General features: G+C 42.3%; 35 protein-coding genes. All 35 read right to left on the bottom strand.

The genetic code is table 11. The features are described 5' to 3' along the window. Window positions 1-13: 13 nt before the first annotated feature. Entirely contained in the window at window positions 14-1,576 is a 1,563-nt protein-coding gene (locus tag MHB85_RS08220) for a PH domain-containing protein (RefSeq protein ID WP_341072763.1), read from the bottom strand. After that, entirely contained in the window at window positions 1,573-2,070 is a 498-nt protein-coding gene (locus MHB85_RS08215; RefSeq protein WP_341072761.1) for a PH domain-containing protein, read from the bottom strand. Before MHB85_RS08215 ends, MHB85_RS08220 begins: the two co-directional genes overlap by 4 nt. Before the next feature lie 127 nt (window positions 2,071-2,197). Then, window positions 2,198-2,764 carry a GNAT family N-acetyltransferase gene (locus MHB85_RS08210; RefSeq protein ID WP_341072759.1) on the bottom strand — a complete coding sequence of 189 codons (567 nt, stop codon included), beginning with the start codon at window positions 2,762-2,764 and terminating at the stop codon, window positions 2,198-2,200. A gap of 27 nt (window positions 2,765-2,791) precedes the next feature. Next, on the bottom strand, window positions 2,792-3,211 hold the full coding sequence (locus MHB85_RS08205) for a hypothetical protein (RefSeq protein ID WP_341072758.1): 420 nt from the start codon (window positions 3,209-3,211) through the stop codon (window positions 2,792-2,794). A gap of 106 nt (window positions 3,212-3,317) precedes the next feature. Further along, a complete protein-coding gene (locus tag MHB85_RS08200; RefSeq protein ID WP_341072757.1) occupies window positions 3,318-3,998 on the bottom strand; it encodes a zinc dependent phospholipase C family protein in 681 nt (226 codons plus the stop codon). Between the two features lie 137 nt (window positions 3,999-4,135). Beyond that, on the bottom strand, window positions 4,136-4,915 hold the full coding sequence (locus tag MHB85_RS08195) for a hypothetical protein (protein ID WP_341072756.1): 780 nt from the start codon (window positions 4,913-4,915) through the stop codon (window positions 4,136-4,138). Window positions 4,916-5,062: 147 nt separating this feature from the next. Then, window positions 5,063-5,392 (bottom strand): HIT domain-containing protein, encoded by a 330-nt coding sequence (locus MHB85_RS08190; RefSeq protein ID WP_179198453.1) that lies wholly within the window; start codon window positions 5,390-5,392, stop codon window positions 5,063-5,065. A 42-nt stretch (window positions 5,393-5,434) separates the two neighbouring features. Further along, window positions 5,435-6,025, bottom strand: coding sequence for an HD domain-containing protein (locus MHB85_RS08185; protein WP_192134542.1), 591 nt, complete (start codon window positions 6,023-6,025; stop codon window positions 5,435-5,437). Between the two features lie 30 nt (window positions 6,026-6,055). Next, the gene (locus MHB85_RS08180; RefSeq protein ID WP_192134540.1) at window positions 6,056-6,895 is read right to left on the bottom strand and encodes a GNAT family N-acetyltransferase; all 840 of its coding nucleotides are present in this window, start codon (window positions 6,893-6,895) and stop codon (window positions 6,056-6,058) included. A gap of 52 nt (window positions 6,896-6,947) precedes the next feature. Beyond that, complete coding sequence (locus MHB85_RS08175; RefSeq protein ID WP_192134538.1) at window positions 6,948-7,946, bottom strand: phosphotransferase; 999 nt, start codon at window positions 7,944-7,946, stop codon at window positions 6,948-6,950. Next, window positions 7,930-8,385 carry a GNAT family N-acetyltransferase gene (locus MHB85_RS08170; protein WP_192134536.1) on the bottom strand — a complete coding sequence of 152 codons (456 nt, stop codon included), beginning with the start codon at window positions 8,383-8,385 and terminating at the stop codon, window positions 7,930-7,932. The genes MHB85_RS08175 and MHB85_RS08170 overlap by 17 nt, the downstream gene beginning before the upstream one ends. 37 nt (window positions 8,386-8,422) lie before the next feature. Further along, the gene (locus tag MHB85_RS08165; protein WP_341074211.1) at window positions 8,423-9,316 is read right to left on the bottom strand and encodes a PhzF family phenazine biosynthesis protein; all 894 of its coding nucleotides are present in this window, start codon (window positions 9,314-9,316) and stop codon (window positions 8,423-8,425) included. Then, window positions 9,309-9,974 (bottom strand): Type 1 glutamine amidotransferase-like domain-containing protein, encoded by a 666-nt coding sequence (locus MHB85_RS08160; protein ID WP_192134533.1) that lies wholly within the window; start codon window positions 9,972-9,974, stop codon window positions 9,309-9,311. The genes MHB85_RS08165 and MHB85_RS08160 overlap by 8 nt, the downstream gene beginning before the upstream one ends. A gap of 20 nt (window positions 9,975-9,994) precedes the next feature. Beyond that, window positions 9,995-10,537 (bottom strand): GNAT family N-acetyltransferase, encoded by a 543-nt coding sequence (locus tag MHB85_RS08155; RefSeq protein ID WP_192134531.1) that lies wholly within the window; start codon window positions 10,535-10,537, stop codon window positions 9,995-9,997. Window positions 10,538-10,578: 41 nt separating this feature from the next. Then, the gene (locus tag MHB85_RS08150) at window positions 10,579-10,953 is read right to left on the bottom strand and encodes a hypothetical protein (RefSeq protein ID WP_192134529.1); all 375 of its coding nucleotides are present in this window, start codon (window positions 10,951-10,953) and stop codon (window positions 10,579-10,581) included. Continuing rightward, the gene (locus MHB85_RS08145) at window positions 10,950-11,462 is read right to left on the bottom strand and encodes a nucleoside deaminase (RefSeq protein ID WP_091015005.1); all 513 of its coding nucleotides are present in this window, start codon (window positions 11,460-11,462) and stop codon (window positions 10,950-10,952) included. The genes MHB85_RS08150 and MHB85_RS08145 overlap by 4 nt, the downstream gene beginning before the upstream one ends. 31 nt (window positions 11,463-11,493) lie before the next feature. Then, window positions 11,494-11,628, bottom strand: a complete 135-nt coding sequence (locus MHB85_RS08140) for a GNAT family N-acetyltransferase (RefSeq protein WP_218780897.1) — start codon at window positions 11,626-11,628, stop codon at window positions 11,494-11,496. A gap of 20 nt (window positions 11,629-11,648) precedes the next feature. Beyond that, window positions 11,649-12,215 (bottom strand): phosphoglycerate mutase family protein, encoded by a 567-nt coding sequence (locus tag MHB85_RS08135; protein WP_192134527.1) that lies wholly within the window; start codon window positions 12,213-12,215, stop codon window positions 11,649-11,651. Window positions 12,216-12,229: 14 nt separating this feature from the next. Further along, a complete protein-coding gene (locus MHB85_RS08130; protein WP_192134525.1) occupies window positions 12,230-12,721 on the bottom strand; it encodes an NUDIX hydrolase in 492 nt (163 codons plus the stop codon). Window positions 12,722-12,941: 220 nt separating this feature from the next. Then, a complete protein-coding gene (locus MHB85_RS08125) occupies window positions 12,942-13,781 on the bottom strand; it encodes an adenylyl-sulfate kinase (protein ID WP_192134523.1) in 840 nt (279 codons plus the stop codon). 63 nt (window positions 13,782-13,844) lie between these two features. After that, the gene (locus tag MHB85_RS08120) at window positions 13,845-14,354 is read right to left on the bottom strand and encodes a hypothetical protein (RefSeq protein ID WP_192134521.1); all 510 of its coding nucleotides are present in this window, start codon (window positions 14,352-14,354) and stop codon (window positions 13,845-13,847) included. A 239-nt stretch (window positions 14,355-14,593) separates the two neighbouring features. Beyond that, window positions 14,594-14,941 carry a hypothetical protein gene (locus MHB85_RS08115; protein ID WP_192134519.1) on the bottom strand — a complete coding sequence of 116 codons (348 nt, stop codon included), beginning with the start codon at window positions 14,939-14,941 and terminating at the stop codon, window positions 14,594-14,596. After that, window positions 14,913-15,338: a hypothetical protein gene (locus tag MHB85_RS08110; RefSeq protein ID WP_192134517.1), complete on the bottom strand. Its 426-nt coding sequence runs from the start codon at window positions 15,336-15,338 to the stop codon at window positions 14,913-14,915. Before MHB85_RS08110 ends, MHB85_RS08115 begins: the two co-directional genes overlap by 29 nt. A gap of 40 nt (window positions 15,339-15,378) precedes the next feature. After that, on the bottom strand, window positions 15,379-15,777 hold the full coding sequence (locus MHB85_RS08105; protein WP_091015018.1) for a hypothetical protein: 399 nt from the start codon (window positions 15,775-15,777) through the stop codon (window positions 15,379-15,381). Between the two features lie 15 nt (window positions 15,778-15,792). Continuing rightward, on the bottom strand, window positions 15,793-16,203 hold the full coding sequence (locus MHB85_RS08100; protein ID WP_091015019.1) for a hypothetical protein: 411 nt from the start codon (window positions 16,201-16,203) through the stop codon (window positions 15,793-15,795). Beyond that, complete coding sequence (locus MHB85_RS08095; protein ID WP_105597853.1) at window positions 16,200-16,646, bottom strand: LytTR family DNA-binding domain-containing protein; 447 nt, start codon at window positions 16,644-16,646, stop codon at window positions 16,200-16,202. Before MHB85_RS08095 ends, MHB85_RS08100 begins: the two co-directional genes overlap by 4 nt. A 208-nt stretch (window positions 16,647-16,854) precedes the next feature. Next, on the bottom strand, window positions 16,855-17,355 hold the full coding sequence (locus tag MHB85_RS08090; protein WP_341072755.1) for a hypothetical protein: 501 nt from the start codon (window positions 17,353-17,355) through the stop codon (window positions 16,855-16,857). Window positions 17,356-17,380: 25 nt separating this feature from the next. Then, the gene (locus tag MHB85_RS08085; RefSeq protein ID WP_445739030.1) at window positions 17,381-17,884 is read right to left on the bottom strand and encodes a DUF4188 domain-containing protein; all 504 of its coding nucleotides are present in this window, start codon (window positions 17,882-17,884) and stop codon (window positions 17,381-17,383) included. Between the two features lie 42 nt (window positions 17,885-17,926). Beyond that, complete coding sequence (locus tag MHB85_RS08080) at window positions 17,927-18,370, bottom strand: hypothetical protein (RefSeq protein WP_192134514.1); 444 nt, start codon at window positions 18,368-18,370, stop codon at window positions 17,927-17,929. 136 nt (window positions 18,371-18,506) lie between these two features. Then, window positions 18,507-18,779, bottom strand: coding sequence for a hypothetical protein (locus MHB85_RS08075; RefSeq protein ID WP_192134513.1), 273 nt, complete (start codon window positions 18,777-18,779; stop codon window positions 18,507-18,509). Between the two features lie 53 nt (window positions 18,780-18,832). Continuing rightward, complete coding sequence (locus MHB85_RS08070) at window positions 18,833-19,456, bottom strand: zinc dependent phospholipase C family protein (protein ID WP_341072754.1); 624 nt, start codon at window positions 19,454-19,456, stop codon at window positions 18,833-18,835. Window positions 19,457-19,511: 55 nt separating this feature from the next. Further along, window positions 19,512-19,976: an NUDIX domain-containing protein gene (locus MHB85_RS08065; RefSeq protein WP_192134509.1), complete on the bottom strand. Its 465-nt coding sequence runs from the start codon at window positions 19,974-19,976 to the stop codon at window positions 19,512-19,514. 505 nt (window positions 19,977-20,481) lie between these two features. Further along, a complete protein-coding gene (locus MHB85_RS08060; protein WP_341072753.1) occupies window positions 20,482-21,015 on the bottom strand; it encodes a GNAT family N-acetyltransferase in 534 nt (177 codons plus the stop codon). A 194-nt stretch (window positions 21,016-21,209) separates the two neighbouring features. Further along, complete coding sequence (locus MHB85_RS08055) at window positions 21,210-21,446, bottom strand: hypothetical protein (RefSeq protein WP_105597845.1); 237 nt, start codon at window positions 21,444-21,446, stop codon at window positions 21,210-21,212. A gap of 33 nt (window positions 21,447-21,479) precedes the next feature. Further along, window positions 21,480-21,968: a cysteine hydrolase family protein gene (locus MHB85_RS08050; RefSeq protein ID WP_105597844.1), complete on the bottom strand. Its 489-nt coding sequence runs from the start codon at window positions 21,966-21,968 to the stop codon at window positions 21,480-21,482. Window positions 21,969-22,015 lie beyond the last annotated feature (47 nt).

Here is a 22,015-nt window from a genome sequence, read left to right as displayed (position 1 = left end):
CTTGCTCTTGCAATTAACGGGTCTGAACATCTTGGGTACGACCCATGTACCATGATTGAAATGATTTCGCCGTATCCAGGGAAATGTCATGTGCCCGATGATGCAGTACTGGTTTGGCACGGTTCACCGTATGAACAGAAGCCACACCGAACCAACGCTGTAACACATTACGGGTGATCTGCACTTCGATGACTTTCTCACGTTTGGAGATGAAAAGTGTTGAAGTGAGCGCACCGGTTCGAAGTTGAATGAAATTCTGATGCAGAATGTATCGGGTATGGAAAAAGTCCATCACTCTGCATGTTGCAATCCACACAAGCAGAAGCGCGGAAATCATCCACCAAGCATGTTTCTGCCCAAACACCAATGTTTTGAAATACCACAATAAACCCGTGATCATGATCCATCCCCAACTTGGTTTGAGCAGGCGCAGCCATAGTGATATTCGTGGAAGTTTTTCCATCTCCTGCGTAACCCGATAGGATGGCAGGATCTCCTCAATCAGGGTATAAGCTTGCTTCACCGGCAAGAAGGGATAGAGCGAGTTTACCTCCTGCTCGGATTCCCCCAGACTACCTGCAGTGGTCAGTTCTACTTCCGCTAGTCCAAGCAACCTTTTCATTGGCGACTGTGTAATTTTCACAGCCTGGACTCGCTCTTTCAGGATTGAAAATGACGTTTGCTCCATCATGCCCTTCGAGATATAGATCCGCTTGGCATCCGAGGTGATCTGGAAATTGCCATACTTTACGAAGGTTCTGACTATGCCCAGAGCAATAGATATGATCAATAAAACTAAAATCAACAAACCGGCAATCCACCAGGAATCAAGCCAGGTTAATAACAAACTTTCCGTTACTTCTTCATCAGGGAAGAAGTCCTTCACCCAGGAATACAGCGTAGCCAGGACCGGAATCAGTACGAGAAAACTAAGCGAGGTAAAGGATGCTTTGAATATGTCCTTGCGGGTGGAATGATAATGAACAACCCGTTCCTGTTTTTCTTTTGCAGACAGAGACATGACTTCATCAGTTATAAAAGGTTCAGATTGCGCCTCTCCCTCTTCCATAGCCTGAACCGCATCCAACGTATCATCTTCCTCTGTTGCTCCTGCTGTTTCTGCTTCTTCAGCCATATGACCTGCTACAATTTTCTCCAGCTGTTCCGCTTCGGAAAGTGAAACAACGTGTAACTGAAAGGTAGCATCTTCTCCCTTAATTCCAGTCTCGAATCGAATCGACGTCACCCTGAACAAACGATGAAACAGCGTTGTATGACGATTCACATTCTGGACCTTCGTATAAGGTATCGTTCTTCGGGTACGGTTAAACACACCACTATAGATATGAAAGGCTGTATCGTCTGCTGCATAACGCGAGGTGAACCACCTCAGGATAATGGACAGGATGCTAATGGAGACACCTACATAAAAAGCGATTCTTCCATAGAATATCCATTGGGACTCCGAGCCTTGACGGAAAACAAACAAAAAAAGGACGATGGCGAACCAATTCTTTACCCGTTTCCACAAGCTCCACAGCATGGTTAATGGATGATGTCGCTTCATATCGATCATTCATCCACCTCATTAATACGGGCATAGGATGCAATCTGATGACGGAGTGCAAACGCGACTTCCTCTGGCAATGCGGGGATTTCATGCGATGAACCCATCGTGCCAACCGATACGGAATAGAGTCCATATTTTCGCATTAAAGGTCCCTGATTTGTGGTAACCGATTGCACTTTCGCCATGGGGATGATCTGATGTACCTTGGTTAGCGCCCCACGCTTCAGTTGCAGGAACTCCTCATTCACATCATAGTACCAATGCTTGTATAACCATGCAGGCTGGATGAAAATATCCCACACCGCATAGAGCACAGATATGGCCGTAACCCCCCACAAAATCCAACCAATCCACGTTTTCCATCCATAGATTGAGTCGAGTATTAACAGTATGGCAAGGATCAGGAAACCTATTACATTCCATATGATGGCGCTAATTCTCCACAAGTTTACCGCATGAGGGGAAAGCCTTTGCTCGGGTATATTCCACTGTATTGACATATGTTCACTCCTTTTTTCCTCGGGTACATAAAAACACACATGATACACTGTACGAACAATCGTTCACGATCGATGCAAAAAGATAAAGAGATGACCCCTATACAATACAGGTCGTCATCTCTTTTGTTCATTTCATTTTACTATAAAAATCCTGTACTTCACACAACCACACCATATGGTCTGTTCCTTCGCCCCAATAGTTGTTCGCCACCACATAGGGTTCACCGAATTTGCGTTGCCACTTCTTCTGTGCGATCTGGTAACCGCTATCCAGACAGAATTGCTGAATTCCCAGCCGTTGCAGTTCAGTAATCAGTGCGAGAATGAGCGCCGAACCAACCCCCTGTCCTTGAACCTCGGGCAACACATACAGGCTACCCAGTTCTCCGATACCGTTCAGCCGGCCCTCTGTACATTCTCGAATCTCCTTACCACACGGTCCATACGAGATTGTGCCTACAATAACATCTCCCATTTTGGCGACGAGGAAAAATACACTTGATTCTATATTGTCCTTTGCTTGCAATGCGGTGTAAATCATCGCTTTTTTGTGTGTTATCTCATCCTGAATATCATCCAGAAGCGAGCCTATGCCCTCCTGATTAAATGCTGCGGGGATCGTTGTCTCGAATACCCGATACGCTCCCTCTGCATCTGATTGCGTCAATGGTTCAATGGTAATTTTGTCATCCACAGGTTCTTCTCCGTTCCATATACCTTCTTAATCTGTACGTCGCTGAATCAGCCTTCTTAGTTGATTTGAATCCTCAAGGGATATGCTATATCCAGTATGCGTGTCGTCATGGTTTACTAACAAGCCTTGCATCTTGGGGTCCATTCCTAATGAAAAATCATACCGTGTTATCGAGCTGTCCGTATTTGTTATGCTCATGTCGTACTGTGTACCATAATCGAGAATGCCGGGCAAACGCTCAGCCTTATGTATGGCCTCCATCATGATCCGTATCTCATCAGATCGATCAAACTCAACATCTTGGCATGGTTCCGAGGCAAGGTTGGGATTACACGTTAAAGTGATCAGTACAGGAAGCCCTTCTTCCGCGTTCGATTCATTCGGTTGACTGCACCCTGCAATGAACGTGGCAATGACAAATACGAGCAACACTCCTACATATTTCACCACACTGCGTGCCTCCCTGACTTAGTATTAAATAAACTAGTAATGAGTAGAGAAGTAATAAATACAGTATATAATGAAATAATTCAACTGCACTAACTATCTATATTCATATCAAGTTACGTAACTCCGGGTCCCATGAAGACAACAGAGAGATCAGTCGCTCTACGTTCTCTTCCACAAATACCTGAACTCTCTCACCCGTAATGAACTCAGGAGTAATTCCCGGTTCTTCCCCATTCAGAAAAGAAAACGTGTGGTCCCGCCAGCGTACAATCTCATCAGCAGTTAAACGATCCGTCATGTCATAACCCGGTGAACTGTTGAGCACCTGCCATACCTCTTCGCTCCAACTTGAACCTTGATAGAGATTGAAATCAATCTGGTCCGTCTCCTGATAGTATAAACGCGCCAGTTCATCCTTCGATCTGCTCCTGCCTGTATGTTGATCTACCTTGTTGACCCGTTCGACGAATTCAGGATGCACACTCCGGAACCAGTAATAGTCTGTCATCACATGCATAAAGTACCCACGAACAAACCACTTCCATCCTTCATCGGTACGTTGTTTTATATAAGATGAGTAGAGTTCCTTGATTCGTCCAGTGTAATCTCCTTCATCCTTTGGATTGAAATGGGTGTATTCCTTATCATCTCTGGTTGTACCTTCGCGCATATGTATGGAATCCGGGGCGGTATTCCCCAGATAGAATGAACCTCGATCAGTCTGTATTTGCAGCGAGTCTGCAATCAGATTAGCAATATTGAGATGAACCATAGGTAACGGCATAGAGTTAATCTCCTTTTATCGGGAAGTATTCTACTATACTTAGAAAAAGAAACGATATAACCTACTGGTGCAACGTACAGATCACTGGAATAGTGAGACTTCGCTATGTTCCACCTTTTTTCACCGTAGATGCGTGACTAACCCTGTATTCTCTCCACTTGCATTCGATCAAACAGCTGCTCCAGATCCGTATGGTACTCCGGGTGCTCCTTCATAAGCAGACTAATATATTCCGATCCACATTCATAGAATACTAGACGATTAAACGGAGCAGTATCTCCAAAATGATTGCTTTCCTGCCCAAATTTTTCCCGAATCAGATTCTCAATATAACGCGCGTAACCCTCGTTCCACTCCAACCAGCTCCAATACTCGGCTTGTTCTTCATTTAATGAACGGAACAGCGCCTTTCTAGCTGTCTGTACTTGTGTCAGGTCTTTACTCTTCAAAGCAGACAACAATGAGTTAATCCGTTCCACAACGACTTCATTTTCATAGGGAAACTCATAATCCAGTTCCCATGTTACGCGCTTCAGTTGGTCCATTTTATGCTTAATCTGGAGACGGTTAACGATCCGCTCATCATATTTCTCATATACATAGCAATGAACATATTCATGGAATAGATAGACTTTCTGCTCCAGATCTTTGAACGCTGTATCCGTTACGATCGCACACATTCGTCCGTTCATATGATGCACCGGGATCGCAGCAAGACATTCATCTGGAATATATAAATCGTCCGGTACCGTTTTTATCCACTCATATTGCTGTGTCTTGGACGAATAATCATAGATATATAATAAAGCTTCATAGGCGACAACCACTGGATAATGTTCTGCAAACAAAGGATGTATGCTGACCAAGTCTTTCTGAAGCTCGTTTAACTCGTTAATTTGCTCTAAAAAAGCATCCATGTCATTAACCCTCTCTTTACTGGATTGATGCGTTAATCATACTAGAATAGAAAAGATAAAACACTGAGAGAAAAATGATAATTCTGTTCGAGTATGAGATGGTGAACGTTAGAAAGGTGGAAGTTTTATAATCCGGCATACATTTTTCTAAGTTCGTTCACCACTGACTATATGCCAATGTTGATGCTTCGAGTCCTGATAACTGCCCAGGTTAGTTATAATCTTTGATGAGCCTGTCTGAGCTAACATGTCAGCAGCTACTTTTTTAATGACCCGCATCATTTCAATAAGCAGCTCATCATTATTCTCTTCCTCTTCTGAAATGAAGGACTGAATATGTATCTTGGGAATTACAACAATGTGATGCTTGTAGTATGGCCGAGTGTGATGATAAGCCATAACGTTCTTTGTTTCCATCACAACTTTGACTTGCGTTTTACCACTTAACACCTCATCACAATAAAAGTCCTGCGTCATTATACTCCTCCATCTTCGAAATGCATACGTTAAAACGTATCCTTATGATTTGGTCAAGATTCCCTGATCCACAGATTTCTGAATAAGCTGCTGCGCATACTCCCACAATGTTTCGGAACCGTTCGCAATCTCACGGTTTCTGTTTAACACCTGATCACTTGTAATGTTATATTTCTGCCATGTATCTCCCTCATTCTGATGGTTGTGGATAATAGGCTGCAATCGATCAAGAGAGGAGGCAAATTGCGCTTCAGGCGTCTGTTTTGCTTCAAATTCCAACCATAACTGGAGTAGTTCTTCAGCCTGTGCCTTAGGCAACATACCAAACAGCCGATGAGCTGCTTTGAGTTCACGATCATATTTATCCGTGTGTCCCACCGTATCGTAAGCGAATGTATCTCCGGCATCGATCTCAACCAGATCATGAACGAGAAGCATCTTAATAACTTTGAGGATATCCACATCCTTGTTGGCATGACTCTGCAAAACCAAGGCCATCATCGCCAGATGCCAGGAATGCTCTGCATCATTTTCAAGTCTATCACCATGCATAATTCTCGTCTTTCGTTCAATCGTTTTGAGTTTATCAATCTCAATGAGAAATTGAATCTGATCCTGTAATGAGTCGCTCACAACATATCCTCCTTCATATCTGATCTCCCATCAAATAGAGAGGTCATACCAGTAGACTCTATAGTTAAAATCCAGTGACATACCAACACCCTGAGCCAGACGGATTGAACCCGTATTGTCCGGGGAACAATCCCAATATGGATGTATGCCTACGCGGTTGCACTCTTCTACAAACGCTTTTGCCACCATCGCACCATAATTTTTTCTTCTATAGTCTTCAAGCGTTTCAATATCAACCGCATGTGTCTGATTTGCAGTAAATGCCGACAGGCAAACACTCGCGATATCATCGTTATGCACTATAACGTAGCCAAATCCATGTTGTAAAAAATCATCTCTTGTCGTCCAAAAGTGAGAGATTTTATCTTTCAGGAATGGAGAATTGTTATATCTTTTCTCTCCTAATAGTACTTGATCTATCCTGAGAATTCTGACTTCCTCGTCCTGTGAAGCACATATGTCGAGATGTACTTGCTGACTTATCGAATTTGGATTCAACTTGAATACATGCTGAATATCACTGGAGATATCTCTTTTCCCGGAGATATGTTGAAGAACATCTTCCCAAGCTTCATCCACCACACCAATTTCCACAGCATGAATATGTAAGTTCAATAATTCAGGTTCAATACGTTCCCGCATGTACTCTTTCAATTCATTCAGAAAGGGTTCACTTCGAGAATCTCCGATCAACTGAAAACCAGATTGTCCATGTATCCAAATTAATGCTGCTGTGATATTCTCTGCATCATCTACATAGATCCGTCCCGGGTTCAAACCAGACGACACCGCCTTGACTTCAATATTCTGACACGAATCCGTGAGATGTTTTACTTTGTGAAACTCCTGTTTATTAATCTCGGTGATCATAGGATCATTCCTCCTAAAACGACAGCTCAGGAATTATTTATCTAACGTGTAATCAGATCAAGTATCTATTAAGCAACTCTTGAATGCTAAGATTATGCTTTTCCAGCCAATTCATGTTCCTCTCAAACTGTTCAATCATAAACGTGAAGTTGTGTTCAATCGTTGCTCCGGCATAATGCTGACCAATATAGAAATGAAGTACTGCTATATAATAGATTTTTGTAAGTAAAGGGAGATAACCGAACTCAAGCACTGAATGCTTGCGTTCACGACCATACCCCTGAATAAAGGACTCAATCATTTCCATTGATCCTTGGGATTCCTGAACCACATGGTTAAAGCTAATTGTGAATTCCATAAACGCAGCATCCATACCCATAAAATCAAAATCCAGTACGCATGTGATCTTCTCATTTTCAGCGAGCAAATTATAAATCAACAAATCATGATGAACCAACTGTTGTGGTAATATCTCTAACTGCAGATTAGAACTCTTAATTTCTGTGATCATTTTCTGATAAAAGGTAACCCTTGCAACTGATAATTCAAAAGGTAGATTTTCATAAAAAACCTTAATCGATTGACGATTAGCTAACGGATGAATTTCGTACACTTTAGTAAATGAAATTCCCCTGTAAACTTGCTTGCCTATTGGGAACCCTTGCATTCGTGTCGAAAACTCACCCACCAGCTGCCCAAACTTCTTAGATTTGTCTACGCTAGACAATTGGGGTACAGTACCTTCTAGAAAGGTAGTAATAGCCGCAAGCGTCCCATCTTCTAATATTAAATAGTTTTGGCCATCTATTGTCCTATGAAAGCGAGGGACCTGAAACGAGGAATGAGTGCTTTCAAGGAACGCTGTCACTTTACATTCAAGTTCAATACCATCCATCGTTTTGAGATGTCTGTTGTAGATACGAACGATAAACCTCTGTCCATGTATTTCAAGAATTTTGGTCGTATTCGTCAAGCCAAATGGAACGGCTTCCAAGGTATACTCGGTATCTTCGAAATAATGAAAAATGATTTCGTCAAATCTTATATTCATAGATTCTCGTCTCTTCATCATCAAGTAGATATCCTTTACCGATATAGGCCCAGTTATTTTTTTCATAATAATCGGTCAGATCAGTACATAAATACAGCTTGTCATACCCCTTTGTTTTCACCTCATTCAATGCATGGGTCTGGAGTTGTCCACCCAGGTTTCGGCCCCGATATTCTGGATCAACATGAAGACATGCAAACCAGGGAAAGAGATCCTGCCTGCTATTCAGATCACTTCGTAACAAAGCGTACCCACCGATAATTCGGTCTCCGTCCAGCATCACATAAAACCTTGGTACATCACTATCTGTCTCCACAGAACGCTCTATACAATCCCGATAGAAGTGGAAGCTTGATTCCGAACCCCATTGTTTCCAGAAATACTGCACTGCTTCTTGCAGCACGTCCGGCTTCTGCCGAATATCAAAAATTTGCAACATGTTAATCTCCCTTCGCGCTTTTTACTTTCGTATAGGATCAGGTGTCCAATTCAACATTCAGTTCACGCACAAATACAGCTGTCCCCTTTATTCTGACATCCATATCCTCACCATCCCGAATCACACTCACTTGAACCTTACCATCTCTTCCAATCTCATGCCCTTGCTCTACCACAAACTGTACCTCATCAATCCCCGGTTTCACATAGGTTAAATAATAAGCCCCCATCACCCCTGAGGCTGTTCCAGTCACTGGATCTTCCGTCGTACCTGAGTAAGGTGAAGAGAAATGTCTGACATGCATCATTGAATCGGAATCACGGGTTTCGAAACCAAAGGGATGTAGGGAAGCTTTGGGATTCTCAATTAAAATTCCTGGAAACAGGGAAGAATCCGGTTTCATTTTCATAAAAGAGCTTAGTTCACGAATTGGAATTAATAACGTCCAGGTTCCTGTACTTCCATAAACGATTGGCGTAGAAAGGTCAACCTCATCCAGAGTGAGGTTTATGGCGCTCACCAGCTTCTGGATATCACCCTGGAACGGTATAAACTGCGGTTGATCCTGTTTCATTTCCATGTAAATGGTGTCGGCAGCGCGCTCAAATCGTATAGGTAATGTTCCTACATTGGTTTCAATCGTGATCAACTCTTGGTCACCCAACATACCACGCGTCTTCAAACCATACAGTGATGCCATTGTGGCATGACCACACAGATTAATCTCATGGCCCGGTGTAAAATAACGTAATCTGACGTCAGCTACTTCAGAATTCAACACAAATACTGTCTCATTAAAACCAACCTGATAAGCGATCTGTTGCATCTCCGTCTCACTGAAATGATCCCCATCAAAAACCACTCCTGCCGGGTTACCTTGGCCGGAAACTGTGGAGAAAGCATCATAATGATGGACCTTAATATTACTCATCACTTGACCCACTTTCTTTGCCATCTACGAGACGCACATTTCCATATAACTCTACGCTTTCACCATCAACTACAACCCCGTCTCCATCTTGGCACGCGTAGATCGCTGTACGGTGAACATGAGTATATTCTCTTAATGGATTTAGTTTATCTTCCGAACCGTCCCAATGCGGTGCAAACTCAAAATTAACGAGTTCCAGTGCTTTCATATCTTTCAGATCTACTTCGTTTTCATCAGCATCTTCCCCATACCCCGCTATCTCTATCGTAGGTGTCGTCAAAATACTTCCTGCGCTGACCCCGATCAGCATGCCGCCACTCTTCACATAGGAACGTAGCAAACCAAGCACATTTCTCTTCTGTAATAAACTTAGAAAATAAAACGTATTTCCTCCGGATAGATGAATTGCATCACACTCGAAAATAGAGCCAAATGTGCTCTCCTCATACTTCAGATCAAGATCATAATATTGAATGTTATCTATTCCTAATTGATTGTAGTAACGTCTAGTGTGTTCAAAATACTTCCGCTCCGGGTCGGAGCACGAAGGGATATATCCAATGGAAGGCTGTTCACTGTTAAATAAGCTTCGTATTCTCTGATCCAATTTATCGTTAGATTCGAACACCAAATCACTTAGCAGAACCAACGACGTCATCTTATTTCCTCCCGTACCTATTAGACTGACTTAAACTCTCTATCCAAAATCGAGAAAAAATACTGGTCTGTCCACTGATTGTTCCACCATAGTTCTTCTTGGAAGACGGCCTCCCGTGTCATTCCCACATGCTGCATCAGTGCTGCTGAGGGAACGTTTTGTGAATTGCACATGCCAACGACCTTATGAGCTTGTAACTCTTGAAACGCAAATTGTAGCAAAAGTCGGGTAGCTTCACTCCCGTATCCTCTACCTGCGTATTCCGAAAGTACAGCGAATCCAAGTTCCCAGCTTTTTCGGTGATCCACATAACTCCACATCTGAACGATACCAATGGGTGTATCCTCTGGATCATTCATGCGCCGTATAACGAAATCATAAGCATACGGTTTCTCATCTGCGACAGCAAAATGGCTACGATAATCCTCACGAACCTTTTCCTCATCCGTCTCAACAGTTTCCTCAAAACTCCAAATGTTTGTGTCACATTCAAGTTGACCTATGAAGTTGAGGTCCTGCTCTGTGACTGTTGTTATTCTTACCTTCTCTCCCACGAATTCCATGTGGCTTCATCTCCTTTGGAGTATGCCATCGTTCCCATAGACTACTGCATCTGCCCATTAATATATCTTCTGTGACTTGCAGATGCTTCCTGAACCCACAAATCCAACTCCACTCTACTAACAAAAAATTGATCCTGAACCTTAATGAACGGAAACATTCTCCCATCAAAGAAACCTGATACGGTAAAGCTCCCTTGTTCCGCCTTAATAATACTCATCACCTGTTCTTCAGTCATACTCAGATACTCGGCAGTTTCTTGCATCGTCAATAATACTTTATCGTTTGGTACTACTTGTTCTTCTGCCTGAGTGAGTTCACTATTTCTCTCCTGAGTCGTTAACAATATGCAGCCAATAATAAACGAGATACCCAAAACGACACTGGATAACAGGATAGAGAGCGTTACAGATTTCATTGTTTTGGAATCTCCCACTCTGTATGAAGCACTCCTCTACCAATGTTCCATTTGGCAAGTAACGCCCTTTGTCTATTTTCCAAATCCAGATAGGGAGCCGCTACACAGGATAGCGTATCAAACATCTGGATAAAATGAGGTCCTTCCTTGAACCGTCGAAGCCCTCCATACTCTTCATCATCTGCTGCCCATACAATCTTTTTAATACCCGACATTAGTATGGTACAGGAACACATAGGACAAGGTTCACAGGTAGTGTAGAGTGTCAAATCATTCTTCGTGTATCTCTTCTTCTCTACATCCAGCAAATGTTGTCCGGCCCGACGAATGGCATCCACTTCAGCATGTGCGGTGGGATCGCACGCAGAGTAGACACGGTTCCTGCCTTTACTCACGACATTCCCATCTACATCAACGATTATCGCACCAATCGGATACGTTCCTTCAATCAGTGATTGCTCTGCTTCTTCCATAGCCAAAGTTAAATATTCATAATCCGATAACTTCATTGAAAATCCCCCTAAGTGCAGTTATAGTCGCTTATACAGCAGATTCCTTCTCCATAAACCGGGTTACATCCGGTTCAGCGAAATGTTCATACACATCCTGCCGGTCTGCTAAGGTTAATTCTCTGAGGTACAGACGTTCAGTCTCTACATTAGGAAAATGTATCATGACATGATCTCCTTTAATCGTTAAACGTTACGAATTGTGTACTGCCCTGCTTCACCAAGAAAATCACTTTTGGTTATCCCTTTTTCTCCGAGTAACATCCTGTAGTTCGATATCGTACCATCATGTGAAATGATAAACGTATTCCCGCTCTGTTGCCTGCACCATTCAAGAAGCTGTTCAGCTAATATCTTGAATCGACATGCATCCATCTGATTAATACTTTCTTCCCAACAATCCAGCCCCAGCTCAACCATTCTTATGCCAGGATACTTATGGCTGAGCTCTTCATTGGAATAGATCTGATCACAGACGAAAGGAACAGACTCTGGATTCTGAGGAAACATTCTTGGGCCAACCAGTGGGCTGAACGTAAGATTGGTACTTTGGGCTAAAAGGAGTGCCGTTTCAATCGTACGTTTGGTTGGACTAACCAAAATGACGTCTTCAGGCGCAACAACCAATTGTTTACGTAACGCTATAACCTGACTTTTTCCCAATTCAGTGAGACCAGGATGCAGGCAATTTAATTGGTTAGGGTAGTCCATCAAGTGTTCACCATGACCATGACGAATAAATGTAATGTCCATAGGCACCTATTCCTCTATTTCTGAATGAAGTGTTTGATGCCTTTTGCATCAAGAAGGTTACTCAGTTCCTTTTTCAAAAACACAGGATATACTTCCATCTGCTCTAGTTCGTCCAAGGAAAACCATCGGAAGATTAACTTACCGTTATCTTCTAGTCCTTTGAATTCAGTTGCACTATATAGCTTATGGGCTTCCGGCAATGTGATGAGATAATAAAAGCCAACTTCATGATACTTCAGGCCATCATATTCAAAGAAATCTTCACTAACATATGCGAGCCTTTGCGCTTCTACCTGAACACCCAGTTCCTCCATCATCTCTCGCACAATAGCCGCTTCTGTTGTCTCGTTTAATTTCACCCGACCTCCGGGCAGATTCCAGAAAGCATCCTGTTCAGTCGTATGCAAAAGAACTCTTCCCGCATCCATCACAATACCTACCACACGGAAGTTGAATTTGTTGTTATTTTGGTCATACGATACATTATTGTTATCTGCAGTGGTCATCTCGCTGACCATCCATCAGCAAATCCATCCATGAATCCCATGATGAATGAGGGAATGATGAGTACGAGCAATAAAATTAAACTGGCTATGCCCCATCTAAGAATTACTTTCCGTTTGCTTCGAACACCTATAATAATTAAGATTGCGGTTGTTGCAATTAAGGCTACTCCATAAAATGTCATAAAACTAACCTCCGGTATGTATTCGTATTTCATTAAGGTTACTGCAAAATCTTTTCTAACTTGTGCCTACAAGCCTCGCGGTCATAATCCGAATTATCCAGCCATACCTTATCCATCTGAAGTAAGCCATAGATTTCGGACTCCAGCTTCTTTCTTTCCTGCAAAACCTGTACCGTACCCTTAACACCCTGATAACCCTGTGCCTGCCCCAAACCCTGGTTCGTATAATAATGAATGAATCCCTCTGACCATTCTTTGGGTCTTTCACTAACCGCCTTATCAAAGGTATAGGATATATCTTTCTGATCGATATAGATGAGAAGCGGATTCAGAGCATGAATGATACGCCCCAGTTCCAATACATACTGCACGTTCTGCTCTTTGGATTGATTGCATTTTACGAGACCCATGGTTAGTGGATTCTGGATAAAACAACACTCAAATATCGTGATGCAGTCATCATTCGTGCTTAACACGTTTTGGGTGAAATCTTGCCACTTCTCGGTGATCAGCTTCACATTTTGCGCAAAAGGAATTTCGTAAATATCCCGGCTGAAAATATCCTGTACAACGTGACTGGGGAACTCTATGCCCCGTTGTTCTTTCATCTTACGATAAGGAATCAGGTATCCTTGATCATGAGCAATTGCATGGCTTTTCAGAATCTCTGTGTATTCTTCATGCGTTTTCAATAAGGACTCGAAGTCTCCAGCATCATAAAAAGCAACACCTTCGTAATCAGCAGGGTGATCCAGGTTCCCTTCTTGAAATAGTTGTACCACCTTGCCTTGTTCTATCAAAATTTCGGATACCATTTGGGCAATTGTTGACTTGCCTGAACCCGGTAATCCTTCAATCAGTACTAAGCGTCTAGCCATTATTACATCATCCTTTATTTTGTGCAATGACATGGATTTTCCATGTATCTATCCGCTATTTTATTAATCAATATCTGCAATAATCCATTGCGCAGAATCGCCATCTTCTTTCTTTTTCCAAAACACCATCGTATTGCTATACTCTTCGTCGTTCTCATTTAACTCGTTAATCATCACCACTGCCTGATAGAGCTTCCTTTGCTCCTGTATCGTTATGTCGCTCATGGAAGTAACCTTGAGAACTTTGTATCTTCCCATACCTGATATAGGAGATTTCGGATCAAAAAGATTCATATATCGCTTTTCATCCTCTTCGTATAAATAACGCATACGTGCATTCATAAGTTTGACAATCTCCAATTGGTCCCCTGTATAGTTTGTTTCATCGAGATACTCTGGTGGGATGCCTTCTTTCTCTTGAAGTGTCGATATTTCTTCATTCTGTTGTGTCTCTTTTTCAGTGACGCTTTGAGATGGGGAATCTATTGATTGCTGTGCATCTTGTGTGTTTCCCTTGTTCTGACAGGCCGCCAGAAGTAGAAGTAATAATGAAAGTACGGTTAACTTTCTCATAATCAGTCCTCCAATCAGCAATCGTCTACATAAGAAGACTTCCTATCTATGTAAAATTTTCTCTCAAGGTACATCATAACCCATAATGTGGGATTTGCGAACGAGCGAAATTAGCCATTTCAACGTATAAGGCATCTCACGCCAAAAACACGCTTCTCTGCACAAGTTACATCATGCATAGAGCGTGGATATCAGCAGAACTTTTTCCTAACTTTTTTAACTGTCCTTAGTCAATCTACCTATCTATTCCATAGCATATTCATTATGCCGACCGCTTCAATCTGGATTTCTTTTTCTTCATGATCCGAGAAAAGATAACTATACGTTGAAAAGATTCCCATATGGCGTATATGTCCACCTTTGTAATGAAGCCTCTTTTCGTCACCGTCGATCTTCTGCGTAAACGTCCTGCCTTCATCCACATCATACGAAGCATGGATGCCATGTTCACTTGAGAGCCAGGCAACAAAATCCTCTTCGTTTGGATTGGTCATGACTAGAATAACGAGCAGAACAACAAATACAACAATGCCTGTTCTTAGTCCTGCGCCCCTCTTGCTACCATGTTGCGTGTATTGAGGCTTCATCTTGATCACCCATTTCTTGAACAGAAATCTCTACGTTCTTCGCCAGAACCCAACCACTCAAACCATACGAAGATGAGATCACCATGTACTTATATTTCTCCTTGATCAGCCGGGTGTGCAATTCGTCATCGGAATCATAACTGACAGGCCAGCCTTGACCTTTCCCCGATTCCAATAACTCGCGATTATATGGGATAAAATGTTCTAGATCCCACTCATCCAGATCCAAAATAATGCTGCCATGCAGCGGTGTATCAAACGCATGGGCCATTACACCAGAGAATAAGACATCCATATTTTTCGGCACAGCGTGACTTGAACGAGTACGCATCCTGATTCTTTCGTTCTCTAAATCCACTTCGTAGCTCAATATGGTGTTGTCATGTAAACTTGGCATACTCCCCCTCCTTCCAATATGTCCGTTAGCTCGTTTATCCTCAAACACCATAATATCGTTTATAGTTCGAGACCCATTCCGCTTTGGAGAAATCAACAAAATCATACGGCTCGCAATGTCTAAGGTACAGCAACTCCTCGTGCGCCTGTTCCCCGTCCATCTTTTCCAGGTAAAACAATGTCTCTTCATACCCTGCACCACATAATAACTGCACATCAATATAACTGCTCGTATCCTGATTCTTCTGTTTGGCTTGCCAGATCAGCGTGGTGTCCTCTACATTTCCAATACAGAATAACATGATGCACAACAGTCTCAGAACCTCGTTATTCTCTGACTTTCGGTTCTCAATCTCTTGCTGAAGCAGCTGCCGGATGGCCTCCCGGTGTACCTCATCAGGTTCCACCCCGTACAACTGCAACATTTCTTCCTCGTTCATATTTGTTCCCCTTACCTACTTGAGAATGTTGTTTAACTCTTCCGCTTTTTTCTTGCTATCCATTCTAGCATAAAAATAAAAAGCGATGATGTGCAGCACGATGGATAATAACCACATGCCGGGGAACCAGGGAGCGATGAACTGGAACATGTCTACCGAGAATAACCATACCATCGCCATACCTCCTGCAATATTGAATGTGGACGAGATGACGATATTCCATACCGGTTTTAACGTAAAATGGTTCCATAGTAGGTTATACATCATTCCAAACACTATAGCAGCAATGAAAGCAATACCCGCTATGTTCCATAAATAGGACATCTGAATGGGCAGTTCACCAAAGAATATGGTTGCCAAGAGCGTGACCCATAGCGTCATTATGGTGAATACTTGAAAAAAAGAATGTCTAAGTTGAGTAATCATGATAATTTCCCCCTAAAGTTTTTAATATAAAATCGGCTGACAAAGTAACTGGAGCGATCGCTCAGGTCTACCTTAATTCGGGCATGGTCTGTTGCAGAGAATGCGGTGATGTACCGTGTATTGATGATCGTTTGATTATTAATTTTCACAAAATGAACGTCATCCAGATCCTCTTCTACAAATTTCAGACGTTTATTAAGCAAATATCTCTCACCTGAGATCACCCGGACACAGCACATCCGATCCTCTGATTCAAAGGCAACCACCGAGCTCAATTGGATCTGCATATTGCGATTATTCTTGGCATGGATGACCGTTAATTGAGTTTCTGATTCGCAGATCGCCTGCTGAATACGGTCCCACTTCGACTTCTCCACCGGATGAGTAGTTACCTTGGCTACTTTTTGCTCTATTGCTGGATCCTCTTCAAAAATGATTTTCACGTGTTGCCCTCCTCTCACAACTCATATTACAAGCATAGCTACGACAATCCCACTGTATTGCGTTTTGTTGCAGGATTTTGCAAGTTTGTTGCATCGGCACTGCATAGATACGAAAAAGAACCACTCCATGGGAGCAGTTCTTCTATGTACTCATCCAGAGCATTCAGGGCATGAGTTATTCTTTTCGCATACTGGTGCTAGGTTAACGTTAATCAATCTCCAGATACATCTCCTGATTTTGCAGGATCATTTCGTTCATGTGTGTAATAGCTTTTTCTGCCACAGTCTGATAAGTAGCATATAATGCCTCTGTTCTCTGAAGCAAGATCGGGTCCTTCTCCAGATCCGTTGCCAACACCTCACGCCACGTTTCATCCACTCTATTGTGGTCCGTAATCAGGCATTCGATCTGATCCAGTACATTCACCATCTCATCTAAATGAAAAAAGCGCATCCCATTTTTTATTCCATTCCAACTTTTGATCTCAATGATATTATATGCCGAAAACCAATAAAATTCTGTCAGACTCTTCGTGTGATTGTGATAAGAATAGAACAAAAATAAAGCTTGTTGCCCCTCATGTAACTGTCGGTATATCTCTGTTTTGGCGGCCATATCTCTGCCCCGTACGGAAACAAGCATCGGTTCAATACATAACCAGCTTAATTGCTTGGAATATATATCTTCCGGTCGAAGTCTAGCCTTCATAACATGCTCCTCTCTATTCACTAATTTAAGGATTCTCTGGTGTATCCACCGCCGGGTCATTCTCTCCGCCCATTCTGCGTCTGGATGTCTCCATCTTGCCTGTCGAAGGCACATGGTCAGACGCTTTAGCTAATCCGAATTCGGGCATATTGACATATATGGTCTCGAAGGAACCCGACTGAGCCTTGTATGTTTCATGATAAATTCCTACTGTTCCGTCAGTACCAATGGAGCGGTTGAATTTTTTCCAAGCTTCCAAGTGTAATCCGCCCCGTGCGTATTTCTCCAATTCATCGTAAGAGCGCCAGTATTGGAGTAACGTCACCCCGCGCCAGCTTATAAAATACTCTGTACTCAGAAATCCGGTCTCCGGATTCATATACAACTCTTTAATCATCGGGCCCATGGACTTAAAGACAGGCAGCCATTTGTGTATAGCCCACAAACGATTGATCCTCATTCCGATAATAAAAACAACAAATTCTCCCTCAATCTGAGCTGAATATCTTCCTTTATGTATGTTCGGCACGTCACCCCTCCTTCTCGTCAAAAACATTCGATTTCATCGGATCTAAACGATCCTTCCTATCCGCTCATAGGCATTCAGAGGGAAATCAAAACTCCACCGCTTGTGATATTCCTCCAGTCCCAATTCCTTCATTTTGCTCAGTTCTCTGTAAAATAGCTTAGTCAACTTGACCAAGGATAACTCCTCAGACATGAGCAATCGCCCCTCTGTAACGGCTTCCGTGCTAAAGTTATCACTCATCTCATACACCATGAATTGAACGATTACCTGCGAACGTTTCTTGATCCAGAAGCGATATTCTCCAGGTTCTGTCTGCATGGTCATGGTTACCTCCGTGGCTCCTTTGTGCAATGCAACGATTTGACGTGCTATCTCATCCACCGCATCCGACAAAAAAGAAACCGGAATCTCAATCTGTTCTCCCTGATCAGGTTGAACCAGGATATCCAGCCATCCGTGCGGTTCAAGCGTCATAACGATGTCCATGTCCTTCCTCCTTTATGCGATTCTATGATGCAAGATTAACTGGTGGCCATGCCTTTCATTACATATCTTCTAATTTAAAATAGGTGAATTAAGGAGCAGGAGACGTGTTTTCAATTTGTGTCCACGTTCCTTATGATCATGTTTGTTTCTCTGCCATTAAAATTCTTACAATGCTGTTCGCGTTGTTGAATCTCATTTTGTTGTTCTTCTGTTGGTAGTCCCACCCTTGTTTTATAGCATATTGAATAAGGTTGGATATCAGTCTGGGTTCATAGACAAATATATCCCATGTATCTTCCCAAGCAACATCGAACTCTACAAATGTGGATTTAAGCGCATTCGAATAAACCCGAATGACGATATCGTATGCTTGCTCATCCACAACGTACAGGAACAGTGTATCATTCACTACAATTTTGCGGAGTTGTTTCCTGTATACCTTCAGGTAAATCCCTCCCTTACTTACACACTGGTGCGTAAATCATTATACACATTCCATTTTGTATACAATTGTTTTAGCGCTAATCCTGTTGTATGTATGAACTTGTCCATAACTTCCATGGATAAAATATTTAAATCACCCAAAGGTTCGTTGTCAGGGTTAGTTAAAAACTCAAGTTTCTTTCCTCTATACTGGTACACCTCAGACTCCAGCAATCCACCTAAACCAAATGCTTTCCCCACGTTCAGCTCACTTAACCATTCATGGGCCCCGTTCCAATTCTGTAGAATCATAAACTCTAACTTCGTGACATCCTGTGTATACACGTTTCTTCCATTGGGGTGAACTTCATATGCAGGATATATATCGAATGTCCACACGCGATCCGTATAGATATGGGCGATGTAACCACACAGATATTGCAGGAATTTGGGATCACTATAAGCTATCTTCTTGTTGGACTCAAAAAATCCTTTAAGTTCTTCGTCTGTTGCGAACCTTCCTGCCTCAGGCATGAGGTGGGTTTTCGCCTTTTCGGTACGAAGATTAGTTCTTACATGGATGGAATCTGGAGCGAGGCTTCCCAATAATAATTCAGGGGATGGATCTGATATCAATTCGGATGCAATTGCAAAATGAACCATAGGCCAAGGCAATATAAAAACTCCCTACTGTATCTAAACTATTCTATTAACGCGATCACTCGCGTAGCAATTTAGACTCCCCTTGCTTCAAGTCTACAAATATAGGCTTCTGCACATTGTTAATTGTGGCAATATCAATCTCATCCACACTTTTAAAGATAAGCTGTAATGACTCCTTTTGTTCATCTTCAAATAAAAGAGTTACCTGGTCATCACAGAGTTTTCCTTCCAACTCCGCAATAACGTCAAATAAAAACATTACAAATACTACTTCATTTCCATCCGGATACGTATAGTGCATCCTCTCGCCCGTGTAGATGGAGGCCAATTTATAAGAACTCACGTCAAGCCCTGTTTCCTCTTTCACTTCTCTAATCATGGTTTCTTCGATTCGTTCACCTGGCTCCATACCCCCACCTGGTAATCCCCAGTCCCCATAATCTGATCTCTTTTGCAGCAGAATCCTCCCCATATGATCGCGAATAATAGCTCCACCCGTAACAACAATACGACTAGTCATTACTCTTGCTCCTTTCTATTAGATTGCTTCTCAACAGCTTACGATTTTTATCAGGAACCTTTTCTATCGATTCATATCCCAAAATGCACAATGCATTTACCATTTGCCTCAGCGTACTTTGCCATGTTCGCAAGCTTATGTAATTCGTAGATTAATTCAACCTTAGGGCTCCTCTTTCGTCAATCATAACCCATGTATTGGTAAATGAAAATTGAAAAAGATCCTATCCACCTCCCAACGCAGGAGAAGCAAATCGGACCTAAAAAAAATCAATTACACTCAAAAAACCTTTCGTTTATACAGGAACTCTGCCCCTTCCTCACGATACATCTCTATCCATTCATTGGTCACATGATCATGTCTCAGTATTCCCATATAATCTGTTCCAGGTTTCTTTGGTCTATAATCTGAATCCACCTTGTAGATATTGAAGTGCACCTCATCTTCGTCCCCTGATATATCCGTATGATCGAAAAGTGAAATCACTTCATCTTTGCCGAGAAACCTAAATGGAGATGCCTGACGCTTTTCCACGCACAAAAGTCTGAGACAAAATCCGGTGGCTGCCAGCGATGTTGTCAATCTCAATGTTATATTCAGACTCGGTATATTCAATCTGATGTTGCTCATAATACTTTTTCCAGAACGAAACTGCTGCCGCATTGTTAGCAAGCTGTTCCACTTTGAATCTACCCTGAAACTGAGCAAAAACCAAGTCGACCGCTTGTGCTGCCAGTCCCTGTCCACGATACTTTTTGACCAGGAACAGCTCCTGCACGGTATAATCCACATCTTCTGGCACATATGGAGGTGAACACACCAGGACGAATCCAATAATCTTTCCTTCATACTGAATCAAAAACGGATGTAATTCATCGCGTTCCAGATAGAGATAGGTGTTCGTTGGATCATATTTCCCCTCTTTAAGTAGATCCTCGCCAGAAAATTCAGACAGATCATATAAGTACAAGTTGTACAGGTTGAGAAACAATTCCTTTTGTTCTGCCAAAATACTCTTAATTTGTACGTTCATCTTCATTGCACATCTCCCTTAGTTAATGAGTTAGTTAGTGATCAATACATAACCTTTCCGATGTTCACAGCACGTTTGCTGTGCCCTGTTCTCAATATATCCTTTCAACCACAACAGATATAGGCAAAGTTTGGTTTAATCCATAGAGTAAACTTAACTTTCACAGTGGACATGAACATTTATGCATAAAAATAGACCCTTTACAGGGTCCGGTTGGTGCTCTTGTCTTTATTTTTCACCAAGTATCCACTAGCAAGTGCAGCCGGAGCGATAAAAGGTAGAAACGCCATCCAATCCAGGAAGAGGAGTATAGGAACGAAAATAAATATTACACTGATATACATCATGACTGGCGATTTTTTCTTCAATCCCTGAACGCCGAAGGCAACGCCTGCCAATGAGATCACAAATACAAAAGCAATGTGAAGCACGTTCATCACCATCACCTCCATTTTGGATATAACCGACACTTAATGGATTAGATAATCAACCACAGGATATGAGATCACATTGCGATCTCTGTACGTTGAAATCACCGCTTCGTGATGGGTGCTTAGAATTCCATTTTGCAACATCACCGGACGGAAACCTCGCTCCATCGCACCGTTGTAGGTGAATAGAACACATTCCTCTGCGGCAAACCCGGCAATAATCACCAATTCAATTCCGTGACTCTTCAACACCTGCTCCAGATTAGTCTGCCAGAAAGCGTTGGAAGCTTCTTTGGTAACTGTGATATCCTTCTCATTCACATCTACCTCGGGAATAATACGATATTCTTCCGGTGGTGTCTCCTCCATGCCCTCCACATCCTGCACGTGAATGACCACATGATCATTCGAGCGCAGCACGTTAGCTACATGGTTAATGTACTCGCAAGCATGGTCTATCGAGCTCTGATCCATCTTTTTCCGCACAATACTCTCTTGCATATCAATGATTATGAATCCTACTTTCATCCAATCTCTCCTCATAAAATGTAGTATTAAACTTGTATCACATCTCA

The organism is Paenibacillus sp. FSL K6-4396 (assembly GCF_038002525.1).
In the GTDB taxonomy this organism is placed as follows: Bacteria; Bacillota; Bacilli; order Paenibacillales; family Paenibacillaceae; genus Paenibacillus; species Paenibacillus amylolyticus_B.
This window is presented reverse-complemented; position numbering and strand designations above follow the sequence as displayed.